This is a genomic window from Microbacterium sp. JC 701 (assembly GCF_021026215.1).
In the GTDB taxonomy this organism is placed as follows: domain Bacteria; phylum Actinomycetota; class Actinomycetes; order Actinomycetales; family Microbacteriaceae; genus Microbacterium; species Microbacterium algihabitans.
The window spans coordinates 225612-246706 of sequence record NZ_JAJNCV010000001.1; the positions used below are offsets into that span (position 1 = coordinate 225612).

Genomic DNA, 21095 nt, shown 5'->3' on the forward strand with positions numbered 1-21095 from the left:
TGGGCGTGGCAGTCATGCGGCGAATCCCCCCAGATTCGTGCGGCGGTGCAATGGTGCGAACATACCGGCTCTCCGTTCCTCAGGCTCCGGCGTCCGCGGCGATGGCCTCGGCGTCGCGCACGCGGAGCTTCCCCGACATGAGCTGGGGGAGGAGCGCGTCGCGGGTCGCGGCGAGGGTGCGGTTTTCCTCGCGCGCGGCATCTGCCCGATTGACGAGAGCATCGATCGCGAGACCCAGCGACCGCGCCTTGTCAGCATTGGGGATACGAACTTGGGCTTGACCGAGTTGGATACGGCTAAGTTCTGTCTGCCCCGTACTTCCTTCGCCCAACGCCTCGATATCTGCCTCTATCGCCAGGATTGCCTGGCCGATGACGGAGGTTGGGGACACCATCGGGTTCGGACGAACGATCGTGATGTGCGAGTCGACGGTTGCTGTCTCAGTACTGGACCATCGAGCAACCCGGCCCAAGGTGCCCTGCCCGGTTGAGTTGACGAGGACGTCGTCGCGACGCAGCAGCTTCTCTGGTCGGACTCGTGGTGGGCTCGTCCATCGTGACGGTTCGAGGTTCACTGATTGGTCGCGGATGCATTTCTGGTTGAGCACGCGCGTGCCCTCATTCGGCTCCACATACTGCGGGGAAATTCCTCGGGCGACAAGGGTCGCGGCCTCGGCGATCGTCACCACGACATGGCCGTCGCGTAGCGATCCTGCCATCTCCCACCTCGCCGCACTCGAAAGCGACGCCGCGAGCGCCGTGTTCGCTGCGATCTTTTCGTCGAGTGCCCCCAGCACCTCCGCGGAGGCCCACTGTTCAGCGACGGGGGGCAGATCTATCTGCCATCGATTACAGAAGAGCTCGAACTGAAAATTCGATATCCCGGTGGACTGATTCTGGAACTCCCAGGTGCCACCTCTTTCATATAGGTCTTGGAGCGCGTAGAAGACGTACCAGGGAGATGCCTTGGACCGGTCTACCCGAACGAGCCGGCAAAAGCTCGCGGGGATAGAGTCCTCCGAAACTGACGAAAGCAAGGCGTCAGAAACGTATATGGTGCGGCCTGTCGGTCGGTCTTTCGTTCCTCCCGAAACTTCGAGCAGTATGTCTCCGTCGCGCAGTATGCGCTTCGCCGCCTTTCCTTCAAGTTCAAAACGAAGAGGCGCAGAGGAGATGTTCCGCTGAAGCGCTGCGGGGAAATCTGCCCCCCGGATGACGCGAACGGGGATGGTGCCAGGCGCTTGATTTTCTTTGCCCCATCCTCCGCCAATTGCAAAGTCAAGAATGTCGCCGAATCGTGTGCTCACGACACACGTCCCAACTGCTCGCGCACGACCTCCGCCAGCCGCGCCGACTCCGCGAACTGAGCCTCCAGCTCCGCGCGCAGCCGGGCAAGCTTCTCCCCGATCGGCTCGCCGTCGTCCTCGAGTTCCGCGGCGCCGACGTAGCGGCCGGGGGTCAGGGCGTAGTCGGCGGCCTTAATCTCGGCGAGCGTCGCCGAGCAGCAGAAACCCGGCACGTTCTCGTACTCGTCGAGAGCGGCATCCGAATCGATTCCGCGCCAGGCGTGGAAGGTGCCGGCGATTCTCGCGATGTCGTCGTCACTCAGGGCGCGTTCGGCGCGGTCGACCATGTGACCGAGGTTGCGTGCGTCGATGAAGAGCACCTCGCCGGCGCGTGCGCCCTTGTCCTTCGCGAAGAACCAGACACACACCGGGATGCCGGTCGAGCGGAAAAGCTGCGTCGGCAGGGCGACCATGCACGACACCAGGTCGGCCTCGACGATCTCGGCGCGGATGCGTCCCTCGCCGCCGGAGTTCGACGACATCGACCCGTTCGCCATCACGACGCCGGCCTGGCCGCGGGGAGCGAGCTTCGACAGGATGTGCTGGATCCACGCGTAGTTCGCGTTGCCCGCGGGCGGCACGCCGTAGCGCCAGCGCGGGTCGTCTTCGCTGCGCGACCAGTCCTTGATGTTGAAGGGCGGGTTGGCCATGACGAAGTCGGCCTCGAGGTCGGGGTGCAGATCGCGTGCGAACGTGTCGCCCCAGCGCGACCCCAGCTGGCCCGTGAGTCCGTGGATCGCGAGGTTCATCTTCGCCATGCGCCACGTGCGCTCGTTCAGCTCCTGCCCGTAGACCGAGATGTCGCTGCCCTCGCCGTGGTGCGCGTCGATGAACTTCTCAGCCTGCACGAACATGCCGCCCGAACCGCAGCACGGGTCGTACACGCGACCGCGCGTCGGCTGCAGCAGCTCGACCAGCACGCGCACGACGCCGGCCGGGGTGTAGAACTCGCCGCCGCGCTTGCCCTCCGCGGCGGCGAACTTCTCGAGGAAGTACTCGTACACCTCGCCCAGCAGGTCACGTGCGCGGCGGCCGTCGGAGCCACCCTGGCCCTGGGCGGCGAAACGCGCCGAGTTGAAGAGGTCGACGAGCTCGCCGAGGCGCCGCTGGTCGACGCTGTCGCGATTGAAGATGCGCGGAAGGGTGCCGTTGAGCTGCGGGTTCGCCTGCATCACGGCATCCATCGCCTCATCGATCAACGCGCCGATCGACTTCTCAGGGGCATTCATCGACGGCCCAGAGCCCTTAGCTCGCTCGGCGAGAAAGCCCCATCGAGCATTGGTGGGTACCCAGAACACGCCACGGCCCGTGTACTCATCCGTGTCGTCGATCAGCCCAGCGATCTGCTCCTCGTCGTATGACTCAGCGAGGAGCTCGGCGCGGATGGCCGCGCGGCGCTCGTCGAAGGCATCCGACACGTACTTCAGGAAGACCAGGCCGAGGATCACGTCCTTGTACTGCGAGGCATCCATCGATCCGCGCAGTTTGTCCGCGGCTTTCCAGAGCGTGTCCTTCAGCTCTTTCATCGTCGACGGCATCTGGGGCGCGGCTTTCGGGGTGCGGGGCATGCGAGTCCAATCTTCTTCGTTCAGGGGTTTTCGTCATCCGGGGCGTCGACCAGGGCGACCGCCCCGGACGTTGCGGCGGTTACGAGCAGGGCGGCGTACTCATTGAGGCGCGCAGAGCGAGCCTCGAGATTGGCGCGGGCTTCGGCGATGGTGTTGAGAGCCCGAGCAAGGGGAGCTGCGCTCCGATGGTCGACGCGACGGAAGGTCCATCGCTTCCACGCCCCGGGACCGGTCATCGCATCGAAGATGTCCGCGGCAACCACTTCGGAAACGAGCCCTCCGGGATCCTTCTTGTTGATGCGAAGGACTCGAGCGGGGTATGCGACGACCTTTGAGCCATCCCTATCGACCCACGCAGCGGCAGTCGGGCTCGTACGGAACACGATGTCACCCGGTTGAGTAAGCGAAGCCCGGGAATGCTCGGAGGCGAAGGTGAGTTGATCGATTCGCGCACCGCCAATGGTCGACGGATCATCAAGGTCGGACACGCACACGACCACCAGGCCATCTGAACCGAACAGCTCGCTCCTCACGCGTGTTCCTGAGACAACCCGCAGGTGCCTATTGCGGATGAGGTCGGATACCGGCGCAGGCCGCGGGACATCGTGGGGCGACGGGTCGATCTCGACCGGAACGAAATCAGCGCGGATGGAGTCGCCCGCAATGTCTAGGCGCGCGGCGACCTCGGCCCCAGTCGAGGGGCTCCTCTTCACTCTGCGCGCGGAAGAAGTCACGAGAGACTCGCTTCGTGCCTGCAGAGACGTGGTCGGCACTAGTCCCGCAAATCGAAACTGGCGCGCTTGCACATCGCGCGCGGCACCCATCGCGGCCGCGATATCGGAGACCATGTCGAAACGGGCCGCGGGGGTGAGCGAGACCGCGGACAAATCCGCCGTCGCCGTGAACCTGTCGGCAATCGCGGGAGCGCCCGCAGGGTTGCCCAGAACCCACAGGGAGAGCGACTCGCGTGAGGCGCTGGGCACCAACCCCTCGCCCAGCCGCACGATGCCCCGAACCCATCCCGACCGCAGAATGTCGGCGCGTTCGCGCTCCTCGGACCGCGGAAGCTCGTCCACGAGCGCGCGGGAGGGCCCGACCACCACAGCGGAGTCCGCGGCCCGCAAGGACAGGGCGACTTCCTCGGCGATGTGAAGCATCGAAGAGACATCGGCACCTCGCGTCGCGGGTACGCGCGTAACGATCACCGCCGGCAATGTCGCATCGTCGATGAGCGTATGTCCGTCAACAAGCAGGCGGCGCTTCAGCCGCCGGGCGGGTACGTCGGGCGGGAGGGAAAGACTTACGCCGTCGCCGAGCTTCTGGGCAAGCATCGACGAGAGGGACGCATCGTGAGGGTCCAGCCTCACAACACTGTCTTCATGCGCAAGCATCCGCACCATCTCAACGACAAGGGCCTTCGCCTCCGGGGCGAGTGCTCCCGCCGATGCGGTCGCGCGGCCCACGGATGACGAACGACCGGCAATCAACTGAATCGCCGCCGACGGCGAGTAGACGGAGTCGGTAAGGCTGAGGGCGTATTCAACCCACGGTGAACCTCGACGAGCGTGCTCTTCGATCTCGCGGCGCAGGAAGTCGTCTGAAGAGTCGACTTCGCGAGCAAACCGTGCGATGTCTGCGCCCGTGCTTCCATCAAGCCCTTCCGTGAAATGGGACAGCGCAACGAGCGCTTCCAACTCGGCCACGGCCTGCGCGTCTGAGAACGAGAGACCTCGGGGAGCAGCCACGCTCGCAACATCAGCGGCAGCGTGCGGGTTCTTGCCGTGGTCGGTGCGCGCCAGCCACTCAGCCACGTCGGGAGCTGAGAATTGCGGACGCCCTTCCTCTTCGAAGACTGGTGCCGGAAACGCGTCGGGCCCGTCATTGAACCGCGTTCGCCACATCGATGCGACGGATCGCCGCACGCCTGCCAGGCGAGAGACGCCTGCCAGATCGATGAACAGCGGCAAAGGTGGGGACACCTTCCGAGGCTATCGCTCCTGGCCCTTGTGACCTGTAGGTAACTGATAAGAGGGCTTATCACTGGCAAAGGTTTTGCTACAACGAACCCGCCGCACTATCGGATTGGCAGCGCAATCCGCGGCCAACCGCAGGGCGATGACGCGCCCTCGACCCTCAAGGAGACAGAAATGACCAGCACGACAAGCAAGCCCGCCACCTCTGAGATCAAGTGCCCGCACTGCGGCACCCTGTTCGCCATCGACGGCGCGCAGTACGCCAGCATCAGCGGACAGGTGCGCAACGCAGAGTTTGAATCCGAACTGCATGCACGCCTCGCTCAAGCCGAAACGGTCAAGGCGGCCGAGATCGCCCGGGCCGTCTCGGACACAGCCCTCAAGGCGCAGCAGCAAGCTACTGCAAAGGACGCGGAGATCGAGAAGCTCCGCGCCGAAGCAAAGGCGGCCGACACGGTTCGCGACCTGGCCGTCGCCACGGCGATGTCCGAGGCTCAGCAGAACCTCAGTGCCGCGAACGCCAAGCTCGCGCTCCAGAGCGCCGAGCAGAAGGCGAAGGACGCGGCCATTCGCGAATCGCACGCCAAAGAGCTCGCGCTCAAGGACGATCTCATCGAGCGATACAAAGATATGAAGGCTCGCCTCTCAGTCAAGCTGCTCGGCGAGACGCTGGAACAACACTGCGAGACCGAGTTCAACCGCATGCGGTCGCTCGCCTTCCCCGACGCGCTCTTCGGGAAGGACAGCGACGCAGCCAGCGGAACGAAGGGCGACTACGTCTTCCGTGACTTCAGCGACGGGGTGGAGTACGTGTCTGTCATGTTCGAGATGAAGAACGAGTCCGATGTCTCGGCGACCAAGAAGAGGAACGTCGACTTCCTGGCGAAGCTCGACAAGGACCGACGAGAGAAGGGATGTGAGTATGCCGTCCTCATCTCAATGCTCGAAGAGGACTCCGACCTCTACACGGGCATCACGGACGTCTCACACCTGTACCCCAAGATGTTCGTCGTCCGCCCGCAGTTCTTCCTGGCAATCATTGCGCTCCTTCGTAATGCCGCACAGGACACCATCACGGTCCGAGCCGAGCTGGAGCAGATCAAGAAGCAGAACATCGACATCACCGACTTCGAGTCCGACCTCGAGGAGTTCAAGTCGGCGTTCGGCCGCAACTACGACCTCGCCAAGCGCAAGTTCGACGCAGCGATCAAGGAGATCGACGTAGCAATCGATCGACTCCAAAAGGTTAAAGAGGGTCTGCTCGGGTCCGAGAACAACCTGCGCCTTGCGAACGACAAGGCGACGGCACTCACCCTCAAGAAGCTGACCAAGGGCAACCCCACAATGGCTGCCAAGTTCGACGAGGCTCGGAGTCAGGCCGACGACGAGGCGGCCTGAAATAGGACCCGCCTGATCTGAGAAGGGAAGATAAGCATGGATGCGACTGTCGACCCGATAGCGCATCTCGTTGATCGGGCGATTAAGGGCCTCGCAGCGCTGCCCGGTCCTTGATCCTCGGAAACTCAGCCCTGGCACGAAGTCATGCGCCGCAGCAGGGTGGACCGTGATGCACCTCGAGAAGATTGCTCAGGCGACAGCTCGAGGTGTTTGCCCCGAAAATTTTGCATGATTCCTGGACCGGTTTCCGAATGTGGGCCCGGGGCAGCGATACGAACCAGTTATGAGAGTCTGTACGCGAGGAGCGTTTTACGTATCGCGGGCATGCAGCCCAGCTGGGGGGTAGGGGCCAGTGTGCGTTGGACGACAGGCTGAAGTTTTCCGGGGGGTTTCGCGTGGTCGTGAAGTTGGACGTGAAGAGAACACAGTGGGCGGTGGGGAATGGGTTCTTCCACAGCGGTCAAGTCGCAACGCCGGCCACCGCAATCAATTATGTTTACGACTGCGGCGCCCTCGACCGAACGGCAAATCAAGCCTCACTGCGACGAGAGGTGTTGGTCAGCACCGAGCGGGAGAATAGTATCCAGCTGCTATTTATCTCGCATTTCGACTTCGACCATGTTTCTGGGCTGCCAACCTTAGCCGCCACCGCCACTATCGACCGCTTCTTCATTCCTCTGGTCCCCGCGGGGGAACGGTTACTGTCTTTCGCAGCCAACCTGACTGCTGGCAACGGAGATGCCTCACCAGTGATCGAGAGCTTCTACGAAGATCTCATCATCGACCCCGCACAGGCCCTAGCCAACCTAACTGCGAATCAGGCAGAGCGCGCGGCCATCGTGACCGTAGAGCCCACCACATCAGCAGACGTCCCCCTCAAGGACAGGGTGACAGACGCCCCGGAGGGACTGACACGAGATGAGGTTGCCGGAGCTCAGATCGATGCGGGCCTCGGGCTTGATTTCGAGCCCATTCGAGTGACTGCGTCGGCACAAGGGGCGGTTGTTTGGGAGTGGGTGACATTCGTCTCACAGCGGGCCCTCGATGCCGTTCCCGCGTTCGTCAACGCGCTCATCCGTCGCAAGCTCATCGCGGGCGCGGATGATCTAGGCAAGCCCGCGAAAGTCGAAGATCTCGTCCGAAATCACCAGCGGCTACTCACGGACGCTTATGACGAGGCTGTTCGAACCGTCGGCTCCTCGTTCAACAAGAACCTGACATCTTTGATGCTGTACTCGGGACCCCCGCCCTCTTCTCGACTACGGGCCTACAGGGCGAAGGCCAGTCCCGCCGAACGTCCGGAAATTGGTGCCTGGGGACCCCGACCAGGATGGCTCGGGTTGGGAGACGCGGACCTGCGCTCACAGGCTCGATTGGATGAGGTCAACAACGCCTTCAACAGCCGTAAACCCTTCGTGGGTACGTTCGCGCCGTCGCACCACGGCTCACGTCATGACTGGAACACTGACCTGCTTCGGGGGTTCTACCCTGAATGTTCGCGCCTTCCGACCCATGTATTTGCAGCCTCCGGTGCATATGGGCACCCGCACGGAAAGGTGATCCGCGACATCAACGAAGCCGGCGCAACGTCGGTGGTGGCGGGGCTGTCAGAGTCCTCCCGATGGACGGAGGCGCTCAGCGTGTTTGTCGACGGATGATGCCTCTCCGGGTTGGGTAAGGCCCTTTCGGTCCGCCGGTTGCTCAGGCAGGGCCGCCTGCAGTCCACGACGTGGGGCTGTCGAGGCCTCGCGTTGGAGTGGGTTACGCACGCCCCCCCCCGGCCCCTTCTCGTCTGCGCTCCGGCGGTACGCGGGAGAGAAACGGCTTTGAGCGATCCCCCCAAGCCGAGCTCGATCACATAAGACGTCGGCATGGCTCCGCGCCTGCATCGCGGCGCCACTCAGGACGACGGCCACCCAGTCCCTCGCGCTGCTTCGGCGAACGCTACTGATCCAGGATTTCGACGAAGATCAAGTCCGGGACGGCATCGGCGCGAGGGGGTCTGGCCCATATCCGACCCCGGGAGTACCCTCCCCCCCATGAGCCCCGCCACTCTCTTCCTCCACGCCGACGCCGCACTCCGCGAGGTCGTCGATCAGCTCGATCCGGCTGACTTCTCGGCATCCGTGCCGAAGGAGTGGAGCCAGCTCGAGTCGCCCACGTTGCTCGGCATCCTGAGTCGCCATGCCTACGACGAAGCGTGGATGCCCGACGTGATCGTCGGGCGCGCGGCCGCCGACGGTGATCCGTTCGCCGATGCCGACCTGCTGGGCGATGATCCGATCGCCTCGTACGACGCCCTCAACGACAAGGCCACGGCCGCGGTACGGGCGGGCGACTTCGCCGACACCTTCCACTTCACCTACGGCGACTACCCGGCTGACGAGGGCTTCGCGCACCTCGCGACGTATCGCGCGTTCCAGGCGTGGTCGATTGCGAAGGAGTTCGGCATCCCGTTCCACCTTTCCCCCGAGCTCATCGAGGGGATGAACGAGCACGTCACCCCGCACGCCGATGAGTGGCGTCAGTTCGGGGTGTTCCCGCCGGCCATCGAGCCGCCCGCCGACGCCGACGACGAGACCCGTCTGCTGTGCACACTCGGGTTCTGGGAGCCGTAAGCCTCCTCGCTACATCCCCGGCGCCATATCCGCGAACCGCGAGTAGTGCCCCTGGAACGCCACCGTGATCGTGTCGGTCGGCCCATTACGGTGCTTCGCGACGATCAGGTCGGCCTCACCGGCACGCGGGGAGTCCTTCTCGTACGCGGCCTCGCGATGCAGCAGCACCACCATGTCGGCATCCTGCTCGATCGAGCCCGACTCACGCAGGTCGCTGAGCGCCGGCTTCTTGTCGGCGCGCTGCTCGGCACCACGGTTCAGCTGCGACAGCGCGATGACCGGAACCTGCAGCTCCTTCGCCATCAGCTTCAGCGCGCGCGAGAACTCACTGACCTCCTGCTGACGCGACTCGACGCGCTTACCGCTGGTGAGCAGCTGCAGGTAGTCGATGACGACCATCTTCAGACCCTCGCGCTGCTTCAGGCGACGGCACTTGGCGCGGATCTCGACCAGCGTCATGTTGGGGCTGTCGTCGATGTAGAGGGGCGCGTCGTTGATGCGACCGCGGGTCGCGGCGACGGTGGTCCAGTCGCGCGAGTCGAGGGTTCCCTTGCGCATGCTCTGCAGGGGGATCTGACCCTCGGCGCTGAGCAGACGCATCGCGATCTCGCTGCGACCCATCTCGAGCGAGAAGAAGATGCAGGGGGCGTTCGACTTGATCGCGGCGGCGCGGGCGAAGTCGAGCGCGAGCGTCGACTTACCCATGGCGGGGCGGGCGGCCAGCACGATCATCTGGCCCGGGTGCAGACCGTTGGTCAGCTGGTCGAGCCCGGCGAAGCCGGTGGGAATGCCCGTCATCGACCCGTCGCGACCGCGAGCGGCCTCGATCTCTTCGACAGCGGCATCCACCGCCGTCGTCAGGGGGATGTAGTCCTCGGCGCTGTCGTCGCCCGACACGTTGTAGATCTCGGCCTGCGCGCTGTTGACGAGCTCGGTCGGGTCGCCCTCACCCGCGTACCCCATCTGCACGATGCGCGTGCCGGCCTCGACCAGACGGCGCAGCAGCGCGCGCTCGGCGACGATCGACGCGTAGTAGCCGGCGTTGGCGGCGGTCGGCACGATCGAGGTGAGCGTGTGGAGGTAGTCCGCTCCTCCGGCGCGCTGCAGCTCGCCGGTCTTGATGAGCTCGTCGGTCACGGCGACGACGTCGGTCGGCTCGCCGTGCGAGTAGAGCGTGAGGATCGCCTCGAAGATCAGCTCGTGCTTCGGCACGTAGAAGTCCGGACCGCGGAGCGTCTCGATGACATCGGCGACCGCGTCTTTCGACAGCAGCATGCCGCCCAGCGCGCTCTGCTCGGCGAGGATGTCGTGCGGCGGCGTGCGCTCGGGACGAGGTGCTTTACCGAGACGTTCTTCGGCGATGTCGGCGATCGACACGGACTCTCCTTCTGCTCTCGGGCTGCCCCGCCGCCCTCCTCGCGCGCGCGAACGGCTTCGGCGGAGAGAGGTGGAACGGCCTCGGGAGCACGAAAACACGAAGTTCCGACATCGGAGCGTGCACGGGTGGTGAAGCGCTGTCCGAGGGGGCTGCACCCACGCTAGATACGCGACTCTCCCCACGCAAACAGGCCTGTGGATAACTCTGTGGACAGTTTGCGGGAAACGCCGCCATGTCTGTGCACAAGTGCTGTGGAGAACTCGGTGGATGGATGTGAATTCGGCACCCGATACGTCCTTTGAGCAGGTGTTTATCTCTCCACAGGCTTTCTGGGCAAAACCCGTGTGAAGTGTCGGTTGAAGGTTGTCTGCTAGGGCCTCCACATGTGTACAACCCGGGGGATAACTCGCCGGACGCCTATCCATCCCGGGGCCTCGCTGTCAAATCTTTTTTCCCGTCCGGCGTGTCGCTGGCCACCCGCTGATTCCCGCTGGACTACCGGAAATTCACCGGACCCCTTTTGCTGGGGTGAAACCGGGCGTATCGTCGCCGCCCAGGAATCACCTTGGATTCACCTATGGGGGGCGAATCGTGGATGACACGTTGAAGAGTGGGGTGCCGCGCACACTGCGCATCGCCCTCTTCGGCGTGCTCGCCGCCCTCGCGCTGGCGCTCGTCTCGCTCTTCATCTCGACCTCGTCCGCCTCGGCCGACGACGGCTCGGGTCTGCTCGGATCCATCGGATCGACCGTCGACGACGTCACCGACACTGCCGGAAAGGTCGTCGACGACACCGCGAAGAAGGCCGCCGACACCACCGAGAAGGTCACCGAGAAGGTCGAGAAGGCCGCTCCCGCCCCGGTCGCCGAGGTCGTCGAGAAGGCTCCCGCCGCCATTGTCGAAGCCGTCCCCGCACCCGTCGCCGAGCCCGTGCAGCAGGTGGTGTCGGCGGTTCCGGATGCCGTGGCCGACGTGAACGACGCCGTCACCGACACCGTGAACGACGCCGGCTCCACCGTGAACGAGGTCGTCGACACCGTCGCCGACGCGGATGTCGTCGGAACGGTCGTCGAGCCCGTGGTCGACCCGATCGTCGAGGTCGTCGAACCGCTGCCCGTCGTCGGCGGAATCGTCGCTCCCGTGGTCGACGAGGTCGTCGACACCGTGGGTGGCGCGGTCGATGAGACCGTGCCCGAGGTCGTCGGCGAGCTGCCCACGATCGACCCGGTGCTTCCGACCGTCCCCGCACTCCCCTCGACTCCCGTGGTCGGCGTCGAGCCCGGTGGAGAAGTCGTCGTGCCGAGCCCCGTGGGCTCGCTGCCATCGCTTCCCGCCGTCGAGCCCACCGCCACGGCTCCCGAGCCCGCCGAGGCCCCTGTGGCCCTGCCCGAGGCTCCCACGCCCCTGCCCGAGGCTCCGACGACCCTGCCCGCGGTCGCCCAGCCAGTATCGGCCGCCCCGACCTCCGGCATCCGGTCGCTCGGGGCCCAGACGGCCGACCTCGCCGTCGCGTTCGACGAGGTCGCGGGCCATCTGGCCACGGCATCCGTCGCCCTTCCCTCGTCCGACGAAGACGCCCCGGCACAGCCCCACTCGCTGATGCTGCCGGGCGCTAGCGCCGGTTCGGCGTCGACGGCCTCCCCCGGCTCCGGAGCGGGTGGCACCACCCCCGCGACCGCCGGCGATGCTGCGAACCAGCCCGCGATCGTCCTTCTCGCACGCGGAGGCGACGTCGACGACGATCTGCCTTCCGTCCCCGTCTACGACACCGACGTCTCTCCTGACTGAGGCCGGTCTCGCCGTGTTCGACACGGCTGACGACCCCGCGCACACGCGCACCCTCACTCATCTACAGGAGAAACTCTCATGCGCAAGATCTACTCGCGCGTCCTCATGGGCGCGCTCGTCGGAGGCGGCTTGGCCGTCGCCGGATGCGGCATCGCCAATGCCGCGGACACCTCGGGAGCAGACGGACTGCTCTCGGGCGACCAGGCGGCGATCTCGGTGGACGCACCGGTCACGGTCGGCGGCAACGCCGTCTCGGTGATCGGCGACAGCCACAGCGAGAACGCCGACACCTCGGCACCGAAATCAGCCCCCGCCCCCGAGGCGACCACCGACGGTGGCGACAGCCTGCTCGGCGGCAACCAGGGCCTGGTGTCGGTGAACGTTCCCGTGACGGTCGGCGGCAACGCCGTGTCGGTCGTCGGAGACAGCGACACCGCGGATGCCGACACCTCCGCCCCCGCAGAACCGACCCCCGCGCCGGCTCCGACCGCCCCGGCTCCGGCTCCGGCCGCGCCTGCCCCGGCCCCCGTGGCCGACACCACCACCGACGGCAGCGACAGCGTCGGCGGCGGAAACCAGGCCATCGTGCCGGTCGAGGTGCCCGTAACCGTCGGCGGCAACGCCGTCTCGGTCGTGGGCGACAGCCACAGCGAAGATGCCAGCACGTCGGGCGGCTCGGACTCGGGCTCGAGCGCCGGTGACACCACCACCGACGGCACCGACAGCGTGCTCGGCGGCAACCAGGTCGGCCTGCCCGTCGAGGGACCCGTCACCATCGGCGGCAACGCCGTGTCGGTGGTCGGCGACAGCCACTCCGAAGACGCCACCACCACCGGCGGCGGCACGACAGACGGCGCGAGCTCCGGTGACACGACGACCGACGGCACCGACTCGATCGGCGGGGGCAACCAGGTTCTCGCCCCGATCGAGCTGCCCGTCACGATCGGCGGAAACGCCGTCTCGGGTGTCGGAGACAGCACCACCTCGGATGCCGATGTGACCGGCGGATCGACCGGCTCGGGCTCCGGCTCGGGTGACGTCGTCAGCGACGGCACCGACTCGATCGGCGGCGGCAACCAGGTTCTCACTCCCGTCGAACTGCCGGTCGTCGTCGGTGGAAACGCCGTCTCGGGTGTCGGCGACAGCACGACCGAGGGCGCCGGTACCACCGGCGGATCGACCGGCTCGGGCTCCGGCTCGGGTGACGTCGTAACTGACGGCAGCGACAGCGCCGCCGGCGGCAACCAGGTTCTCGCTCTCATCGGCCTGCCGATCACCGTCGGCGGAAACGCCGTTTCGGGTGTGGGCGACAGCACCACGGAGAACGCCGACACCACCGGCGGATCGACCACCGGCACCGGCGCAGGCGACATCGTCACCGACGGCACCGACTCGATCGGCGGAGGCAACCAGGTTCTCGCCCCGATCGCACTGCCCATCACCGTCGGCGGAAACGCCGTCTCGGGCATCGGCGACAGCCACTCCGAAGACGCCACCACCACCGGCGGCTCCACCGGCGGCATCGGTGACGTGATCACCGACGGTTCCGGCAGCATCGGCGGGGGCAACCAGGTGCTCATTCCGATCAACCTGCCCGTCACCATCGGCGGAAACGCCGTCTCGGTGATCGGCGACAGCGACACGGACGGCTCGAACACCGGAACGCCGGGTGAGCCCGGAACGCCTGGTACCCCGGGAACGCCTGGAACGCCCGGTGAGCCCGGTACCCCCGGCACCCCGGGAACGCCCGGTGAGCCCGGAACACCTGGTGAGCCCGGAACACCTGGTGAGCCCGGAACACCTGGTGAGCCCGGAACGCCTGGAACCCCGGGAACCCCCGGCGAGCCCGGAACGCCCGGAACGCCCGGCGAGCCCGGCACCCCCGGTGAGCCCGGCATTCCCGGAACCCCCGGCCTGCCCGGCCTGCCCGGCCTCCCGGGTCAGCCCGGCACGCCCGGAACCCCCGGCCAGCCCGGCACCCCCGGAACCCCCGGAAACCCCGGCACCTCCGGCACTCCCACGGTGATCGGCTCCGTCGCCTCCTCGGCGTCGGCTCCCCTCGCCGCCACGGGCACCGCGAAGGCCGGTTCGTCGCTCGCCATGACCGGATCCGACGGCTCGTCGGCCGCCGGCCTCGGCGTCGCGGGTCTGCTGGCTCTGATGCTCGGGGGCGCGCTGCTCGTGCTGCGTCGTCGCCGCGCAACCGTCTGAGTCACGTTCGACGGGCGCCGGATGCCAACTGTTGGGGGTGGCATCCGGTGTCGCGGCGTGCCCGGGCCGGGCTTACTCGGCGAGACGCCAGTCGTCGAAGCTGAAGCCGGGCGACACCAGACAGCTGACCACGACCTCGGAGTCACCGGCCGGCCGCGCGGCCTGCCAGACACCCGCGGGAACCGTGTGCTGCAGCACGTTGCCGGCGGCGAGATCGGGCCCCAGGGTCACGGTCTGCGCCTCGCCCGGCGTCTCGCCGTCTCCGCCCAGCGACAGCTCGAGAGAGCCCGGGCCATGCCACAGCCACACCTCGTCGCTGGTGACGACGTGCCACGCGCTGCGCTCGTCGGGCGTCAACAGGTAGTGGATGCACGTCGCCGCCGGCCGCGCCCCCGCGGGGGTGTCGACGGCGTAGCCGCCCGTCCACATGCGGCGGAACCACCCTCCCTCGGGATGCGCCTCGAGATCGAGCAGGCGAGCGGTGGCGGGGCGGTCGTCGGTCATGCGCGCACTCCGGTCTGGTCGGTGAAAGCGGCGGATGCCCAACGCACCTCGCCGTCGATGAAGGTCGCCGCGGCGCGTCCGGCTCCGCCGACGACCAGATGCTCGATGGTGTCATCGACCCCCGACATCGCGCCCGCAGAGGTCGGAGGGCCCGCGATGTCGAAGAAGGAGAGGTCGGCCACGGCGCCCACGGCGAGGTATCCGGTGCGGGCAGGGCCGGTGTCGAGGCCCATCGCGTGTGCTCCCCCGAGGGTCGCCGCCCGCAACAGCAGGGCCGACAGGTCGCGATTCGCGTATCCCTGCGCCCGCGCGAGGCGGTGCAACTCGGCGACGTCGGCGAGCAGGTCGAGAGAGGGGCTGGATGCCAAGGAGTCGGTCCCCACCGCGATCGCGTTGCCCTCGACGAGATAGGCGGCGATCGGTGGCTCATCCAACCCGATCACGGCGTTCGACCGCGGGCAGAGCGCCACCGTCGTACCGCGGGAGCGCAGCGTCGCGCGATCGCGCGCGGTCATGTAGACGCCATGGGCGATATGACAGTCGGGACCCAGCACGCCGAGCTCGTCGACGAACTCCGTCGCGCCCGTGCCGATGCCCTCGTCGCGCAACGCCATGAAACTCGCCGGACGCCTCTCCTGCCACGGCACCGCCTCGCCATGCTCGCGCTCGAAGGCCGCCTCGCCCAGGTGCAGGTGCAGGCGACTCCCCCGCTCGCGCACGATGTCGGGGATCTCGAGCAGCGGCTCAACGTCGAGCGAGTAGGGCGCGTGCGGGGAGAGCCCGGTCCCAGGGGGCGCCGGCAGCGCATCGAGGCGCGCCTCGACCTCCGCGCGTCCGCGTTCGGCCCACGCCTCGTTCGTCCAGCTCATCACCTCCCAGTAGGTGATGCCGTGCAGCCGCGCGTCGTGCAGCGCCGACGCGGCCTCGACGTCGGTGACGATGTCGGCGACGGCGGTCGTTCCGGCGGCGATCATGGCGCGGGCTCCGGCCGCGGCATCCGCCCCCCAATCCAGACCCCGTTCGTACACCGGCTGGAACGCGTGCGCCCACTCCTCGAAGCCCGCGTAACGCCCCTGCCCCACCTCGGCCATGCCGGTGTACTGCAGGTGCGAGTGCGCGTTGACGAGGCCGGGGGTGAGCACGCCGTTCCAGTGCACCTCGTCGAAGGCGAGTCCGCGGGTGTGCAGCTCGTGCAGCACCCACGCCCGGTCGCCCACGTGGCGGATACGCCCCGCGGCCACCGCGATCGCGCCGTTGCGGATCGGCGGGGCGGTGATCGGCAGCACCACGGATGCCGAGAACACCACCACACGCCCGGATCGCTCTTGCACGGCGTCAGCCTAGGCAGGCGGTGTGTCGGTCATGTGTCGTGCGCCGCGCGCCCGGTGGCTGAGCCCACGCCCGGCGGCTGAGCCCGCGCCCGGCGGCTGAGCCTGCGCCCGGTGGCTGAGCCCGCGCACGGTGGCTGAGCCTGTCGAAGCCACCCCCGGACCGGTTTGGGGCGCATTCCGCACTTCGGGGCGGACAATTCACGCCCCGAACGCAAAAACCCGCCCCAAACCGGGCAGGTCCCACCCGCGGTGCCCCGGACCCTTCGACAAGCTCAGGGACCTCCCTTCGACAAGCTCAGGGACCGCCCTTCGACAAGCTCAGGGACCTCGCGCCTCGCGACGGTTGGGCCCACACAAGGTGGCTGAGCCTGTCGAAGCCACCCCCGGCCCTTCGACAAGCTCAGGGACCTCACGCCTCGCGACACTCAAGCCCGCGCACGGTGGCTGAGCCTGTCGAAGCCACCCCCGGACCCTTCGACAAGCTCAGGGACCTCACGCCTCACAACGCGGAACGGCCCCGCCCTGCCGGAGCAGGAACGGGGCCGTTCTCGAGAGTGCAGCGAATTACTTCGCGGCGACCACCTGGAGGGTGATCACGGCGGTGACGTCGTCACGCAGGCGAACGGTCGCCTCGTGCTCGCCGACCGACTTGATCGAAGAGGTGATCTGGATCTTGCGCTTGTCGAGCTCGCCCAGACCGGCGGCCTTGACGGCGTCGGCGACATCGGCGGGCTTGACCGAACCGAAGAGGCGTCCCTCGTTGCCGGCCTTGACGGCCAGCTTGACGGTGTTCGACTCAAGCGTGTTCTTCAGCGACACGGCCTCTTCGTGGTCGTGGATCGCACGGGTCTCGCGAGCGGCGCGGATCGACGCGACCTGCTTCTCGCCACCACGGCTCCACGACACGGCGAAGCCCTGCGGGATGAGGTAGTTACGGGCGTACCCGTTCTTGACCTCGACAACATCACCGGCGCTACCGAGCCCGGTGACCTCATTCGTGAGAATCAGCTTTGCCATCGGGTGCTCCTTAGCGGCCGGCGCCGGCGTAGGGCAGAAGAGCCATCTCGCGCGCGTTCTTGATGGCGCGGGCGATCAGACGCTGCTCCTGCACGGAGACACCGGTGATACGACGGGCGCGGATCTTGCCGCGCTCCGAGATGAACTTGCGGAGGGTGGGGACGTCCTTGTAGTCGATGACGCCGACGCGGATCGCCTTCGCGGGGGCTGCGTTCTTGGCGCCCTTCCGCGGCTTGCGGCGGTCGCCAGTGGCCTTTCCAGCCATGCTTCCTTCTTTCGTGTGGTTCGGACGCCGAGTCGGTCACGCGGACCGGGACATGGCATCCGGAATTTCAGGGGTCGTCTCGCTCGAGAGCGGGGCGAAGTTTAGAACGGGGTGTCGTCTCCGTAAGAACCAGGAGTGCTCCACGCGTCTGCGCCGCTGTTGTTGCCGCCGCCGTTGTTCGAACCGGGCGTCGACCACGGCTCGTCGTTCGACTGCTGCACCTGCGGGCGCTGACCGCCACCGCCGCCGCCACCATTGCCGCCACCGGCGGCACGGGTGACCTGGGCGGTCGCGTAGCGGAGCGAGGGACCGATCTCATCGACTTCGAGTTCGATGGAGGTGCGGTTGTTTCCCTCGCGGTCCTGGTACGAACGCTGCTTGAGGCGACCGGTCGCGATGACACGGCTGCCCTTCGTCAGCGAACCGGCGACGTGCTCGGCGAATTCGCGCCACACCGAGGCACGCAGGAAGAGCGCCTCGCCGTCCTTCCACTCGTTCGCCTGACGGTCGAACGTGCGGGGGGTCGACGCGATGGTGAAGTTCGCGACCGGGAGCCCGTTCTGCGTGTACCGCAGCTCGGGGTCGGCCGTGAGGTTACCCACGACGGTGATGACGGTTTCGCCGGCCATCGTCGTTACTTCGCAGCCTTCTCGGCGGACTCGACCTTGCGGGGAGCGGCGGCCTTGCGGGCGGCCTTCTCCTCGGAGCGCTTGGCCTCGGCGGCGACCTGGGCGATCGCTTCTTCGGCGCGCAGGACCTTGGTGCGCATGATCTGCTCGTTCAGCTTCAGCTGACGGTCGAGCTCGTTCGTGGCCTCGCTGGTCGCGACGAAGTTGACGACGGCGTAGATGCCCTCGTTCTTCTTGCGGATCTCGTAGGCGAGACGACGGCGGCCCCAGATGTCGATCTTGTCGATGGTTCCTCCATCGGCCGTGATGACCTTGAGGAATCCGTCGAGCTTCGGAGCGACCTGGCGCTCGTCGACCTCGGGATCGAAGATGACCATGAGTTCGTACTGGTGCGTCACTAACCCACCTCCTTCGGACTAGAACGGCTGACGGGCATTTCCCGGCAGCAGGAGGGTGTGTTGCACGTCATCACGGGCTCACACGCGCATGGGCGTCGCCGGACAACCTTCGTAGTCTAACGGATGCCGCTGGCAGCGGGGAATCGGTCATCGGTAGCGTGGACGTTCCACCGACGGCGAGGGGGGCCGCATGGCAGGGATCCGACCGTTCGACGCGCGAGCACTGCAGGTCGCGCCCGACCGCGCGGCGGCGAAGGCGTTCACGAAACGGCTGCGCGACGAGGGCCGTCTGCCCGGCAACACCACCGCGACGATCGTCGGCTGGGTGTGCGCGTTCGTCTTCCTCGGCGGGATCGGCATCGCGCTGGTGGTGCTGCTCATCGTGCTGTCGACGTGGCTGCGCGAGGGGACCCTCGTGGTGGGCCTGCTCTTCGCCCTGCCGCTGCTGATCGGCGTCGGCGGACTGATCGCCGCCCTGCTGGTGGGCCTGCGCGGGCAGCGCATCGTCGAGGACCGCCGGTGGCGCCTCGCGGGGTTCGCGCGCGACGTGGGCATGGAGTACGTGCCGGCCGTGCAGAACCCTCCGCTCCCGGGCGTGATCTTCGGCATCGGCAGCTCCCGCACGGCATCCGACATCGTCCGCGGGCGCCGCCCGCGCTTCGTCGAGGTCGGAAACCACGCCTACACGGTGAGCGACGGCAAGAACACGACGACCGTGCGCTGGAGCTACATCGCGATCAAACTCGACGTGCCGCTCCCCCACATCGTGCTCGATGCCACGGCGAACAACGGCATGTTCGGCTCGAACCTGCCCGCCTCGTGGGGTCGTGGCCAGCGCCTGAGCCTCGAGGGCGACTTCGACAAGCACTTCACGTTGTACTGCCCGCACGGCTACGAACGCGACGCCCTCTACCTCTTCACCCCCGACGTCATGGCGCGCTTCATCGACAGCGCGTCGGTGCTCGACGCCGAGATCGTCGACGACTGGCTGTTCCTCTACTCCCGCGACGAGCTGTCGACGATCGACCCGGCGCGCTGGGCATGGGTGTTCTCGGTGATCTCGGTGCTGCTCGACAAGCTCGACCAGTGGGGTCGATGGAGAGACGACCGGATGCCGGTGGCCCTGCCTCCCGCGTCGGTTCCGGCCGCTGCCGGCCCCGGTGGAGCCCCGTCGTCCGCGGGTGCGCCGACGGTCGCCGCCGCGCAGGCCGCCCTGCTCGCCCGCCCGCCCGCGGGGGTCGCCGTGCCCGGTCGACGGCTGCGGCGCGCGAACCCCTGGATCGTCGTGGCGATCGTGCTGGGGGTGTTCGGGCTCGGCGGACTGGTGCTGGCCGTGGCTCCGCTGCTGCTGCTGATGGTCGCGCGATGACCCCGGGCGCCGCCCCGACGATGTCGGACACCACCGCTACGGTCGAACGAGGGGGCACGACATGAACGCACAGACCCGGCTCGACACCGCGCCGCTGACCGAGCCCGTCGACCGCGCCCAGGTACGCGCGTTCACGAAAGAGCTGCGGCAGCAGGGCAAGCTCAGCAGCAACGTGGCCGGCATCATCGTTTTCGCGGTGGTCGGCGTGGTCTTCTTCTTCATCATCGGCCCGGTGTTCGTGGGCGTCATCTCTTCCGTCGTCGGCAGGAGCTCACTGAGCCTGGTGGCCGCCGCTCCCCTGCTCGTGTTCGCCGCGGTCATCGTGGTGATCGTCGTGGGGCTGATCCGCGGCGTCGGCGGCGCGGGTGTGCGCCGATTCCGCCTCGACCGCTTCGCGCGGGCCAACGGCATGACGTGGGAGCCGGGGTTCGCGAAGCCGCAGCTGCCGGGCATGATCTTCAGCCTCGGCGGCGATCGCAAGAACTCCGACCTGCTGCGGAGCACGTCTCCGCGCTTCATCGAGGTCGCGAACTACACGTACGAGACGGGGTCGGGCAAGAGCAGGCAGACGCACCGCTGGGGCTACGTCGCGCTCAAGCTCGAGACGCCGCTCCCCCACATCGTGCTGGATGCCGTGGGCAACAACGGCCTGTTCGGCTCGAACCTGCCGGTCACCTTCGGGCGCGACCAGCGGCTCAGCCTCGAGGGCGATTTCGACCAGCACTTCGCGCTGTACTGCCCCGAGGGCTACGAGCGCGACGCGCTGTACCTCTTCACTCCCGACGTGATGGCGCGCTTCGTCGACAACGCCGCAGCGCTAGATGTCGAGATCATCGACGACTGGCTGTTCCTCTACGCCAAGCGCGACCTGTCGACGCTCGATCCGGCCACCTGGCAGTGGCTGTTCACGACGATCGACGCGATCGACGAGAAGTTCGCGCAGTGGGCGCGGTGGCGCGACGACCGTCTCGCCGCAGAGGTCGCCGCGAGCAGGAACGCCGGCACCGCGGCATCCGGAGCCCCCGCCCCGAGCGTGCCGTTGCTCACCCCGCCCCCGGCGGGCGTGGCCGCGCAGGGTCGGCGACTCAAGCGCGGGTTCCCGGTGTGGACGGTCGTGGTGGGCGTCGCCGTCGTCGGCTGGTGGATCCTCACGACGGTGTTCGGGCGCTGACGCGGCGGGGCTCTGTCGGCGGGTGCCGCGCAAACTCCGCGATCGGCACAACCTCAGCCAGGATCCGCCGCATCGCACCGAGAATGTGCGAATCACTGACCCTGCGCAACGCGCCGCGCGATCGCCGCTCCG

The 21095-nt window shown here is 67.3% G+C and carries 17 protein-coding genes; 7 read left to right on the top strand and 10 right to left on the bottom strand.

All coding sequences use genetic code 11. The annotated features are described in order from the left end of the window. Positions 1-79: 79 nt before the first annotated feature. From LPW41_RS01125 to LPW41_RS01135, 3 genes are read right to left on the bottom strand one after another with little or no spacing between them, the layout of a single operon-like run. Entirely contained in the window at positions 80-1306 is a 1227-nt protein-coding gene (locus LPW41_RS01125) for a restriction endonuclease subunit S (protein ID WP_230703899.1), read from the bottom strand. Continuing rightward, positions 1303-2913, bottom strand: coding sequence for a class I SAM-dependent DNA methyltransferase (locus LPW41_RS01130; RefSeq protein WP_230703900.1), 1611 nt, complete (start codon positions 2911-2913; stop codon positions 1303-1305). Before LPW41_RS01130 ends, LPW41_RS01125 begins: the two co-directional genes overlap by 4 nt. A 20-nt stretch (positions 2914-2933) precedes the next feature. Further along, entirely contained in the window at positions 2934-4880 is a 1947-nt protein-coding gene (locus LPW41_RS01135) for a hypothetical protein (protein ID WP_230703901.1), read from the bottom strand. Between the two features lie 180 nt (positions 4881-5060). Between LPW41_RS01135 and LPW41_RS01140 the strand changes: the two genes are divergently transcribed. The 3 genes from LPW41_RS01140 to LPW41_RS01150 all read left to right on the top strand — a co-directional run bounded on the left by LPW41_RS01140 (position 5061) and on the right by LPW41_RS01150 (position 8902). Next, positions 5061-6284: a DUF2130 domain-containing protein gene (locus LPW41_RS01140; RefSeq protein WP_230703902.1), complete on the top strand. Its 1224-nt coding sequence runs from the start codon at positions 5061-5063 to the stop codon at positions 6282-6284. A gap of 413 nt (positions 6285-6697) precedes the next feature. Continuing rightward, the gene (locus LPW41_RS01145; RefSeq protein WP_230703903.1) at positions 6698-7942 is read left to right on the top strand and encodes a hypothetical protein; all 1245 of its coding nucleotides are present in this window, start codon (positions 6698-6700) and stop codon (positions 7940-7942) included. A gap of 381 nt (positions 7943-8323) precedes the next feature. Next, positions 8324-8902 carry a hypothetical protein gene (locus LPW41_RS01150; RefSeq protein ID WP_230703904.1) on the top strand — a complete coding sequence of 193 codons (579 nt, stop codon included), beginning with the start codon at positions 8324-8326 and terminating at the stop codon, positions 8900-8902. A gap of 9 nt (positions 8903-8911) precedes the next feature. On the opposite strand, the gene dnaB is transcribed toward LPW41_RS01150, so the two are convergent. Then, entirely contained in the window at positions 8912-10279 is a 1368-nt protein-coding gene (gene dnaB / locus LPW41_RS01155) for a replicative DNA helicase (protein WP_230703905.1), read from the bottom strand. 616 nt (positions 10280-10895) lie between these two features. Here dnaB and LPW41_RS01160 point away from each other — a divergent pair. Further along, on the top strand, positions 10896-12068 hold the full coding sequence (locus LPW41_RS01160; RefSeq protein ID WP_230703906.1) for a hypothetical protein: 1173 nt from the start codon (positions 10896-10898) through the stop codon (positions 12066-12068). Positions 12069-12146: 78 nt separating this feature from the next. Next, positions 12147-14279: a chaplin family protein gene (locus LPW41_RS16710; protein WP_269074004.1), complete on the top strand. Its 2133-nt coding sequence runs from the start codon at positions 12147-12149 to the stop codon at positions 14277-14279. 72 nt (positions 14280-14351) lie between these two features. Here LPW41_RS16710 and LPW41_RS01175 read toward each other — a convergent pair whose 3' ends face one another. From LPW41_RS01175 to rpsF, 6 genes are all read right to left on the bottom strand, one after another. Further along, on the bottom strand, positions 14352-14783 hold the full coding sequence (locus LPW41_RS01175; protein ID WP_230703908.1) for a cupin domain-containing protein: 432 nt from the start codon (positions 14781-14783) through the stop codon (positions 14352-14354). Further along, a complete protein-coding gene (locus tag LPW41_RS01180) occupies positions 14780-16114 on the bottom strand; it encodes an amidohydrolase family protein (RefSeq protein WP_230703909.1) in 1335 nt (444 codons plus the stop codon). Before LPW41_RS01180 ends, LPW41_RS01175 begins: the two co-directional genes overlap by 4 nt. Positions 16115-16678: 564 nt before the next feature. Beyond that, on the bottom strand, positions 16679-17131 hold the full coding sequence (gene rplI / locus LPW41_RS01185; protein WP_056224965.1) for a 50S ribosomal protein L9: 453 nt from the start codon (positions 17129-17131) through the stop codon (positions 16679-16681). Positions 17132-17141: 10 nt separating this feature from the next. Next, positions 17142-17396: a 30S ribosomal protein S18 gene (gene rpsR, locus LPW41_RS01190; protein ID WP_055832386.1), complete on the bottom strand. Its 255-nt coding sequence runs from the start codon at positions 17394-17396 to the stop codon at positions 17142-17144. A gap of 101 nt (positions 17397-17497) precedes the next feature. Beyond that, positions 17498-18025 carry a single-stranded DNA-binding protein gene (locus LPW41_RS01195; RefSeq protein ID WP_154097038.1) on the bottom strand — a complete coding sequence of 176 codons (528 nt, stop codon included), beginning with the start codon at positions 18023-18025 and terminating at the stop codon, positions 17498-17500. 5 nt (positions 18026-18030) lie between these two features. Continuing rightward, a complete protein-coding gene (gene rpsF, locus LPW41_RS01200) occupies positions 18031-18423 on the bottom strand; it encodes a 30S ribosomal protein S6 (RefSeq protein WP_058622540.1) in 393 nt (130 codons plus the stop codon). Between the two features lie 190 nt (positions 18424-18613). Here rpsF and LPW41_RS01205 point away from each other — a divergent pair, with 190 nt between their 5' ends. Both LPW41_RS01205 and LPW41_RS01210 read left to right on the top strand, forming a co-directional pair. Continuing rightward, positions 18614-19792, top strand: coding sequence for a hypothetical protein (locus LPW41_RS01205; RefSeq protein WP_230703910.1), 1179 nt, complete (start codon positions 18614-18616; stop codon positions 19790-19792). Between the two features lie 61 nt (positions 19793-19853). Continuing rightward, a complete protein-coding gene (locus LPW41_RS01210; RefSeq protein ID WP_230703911.1) occupies positions 19854-20963 on the top strand; it encodes a hypothetical protein in 1110 nt (369 codons plus the stop codon). Positions 20964-21095: the final 132 nt, after the last annotated feature.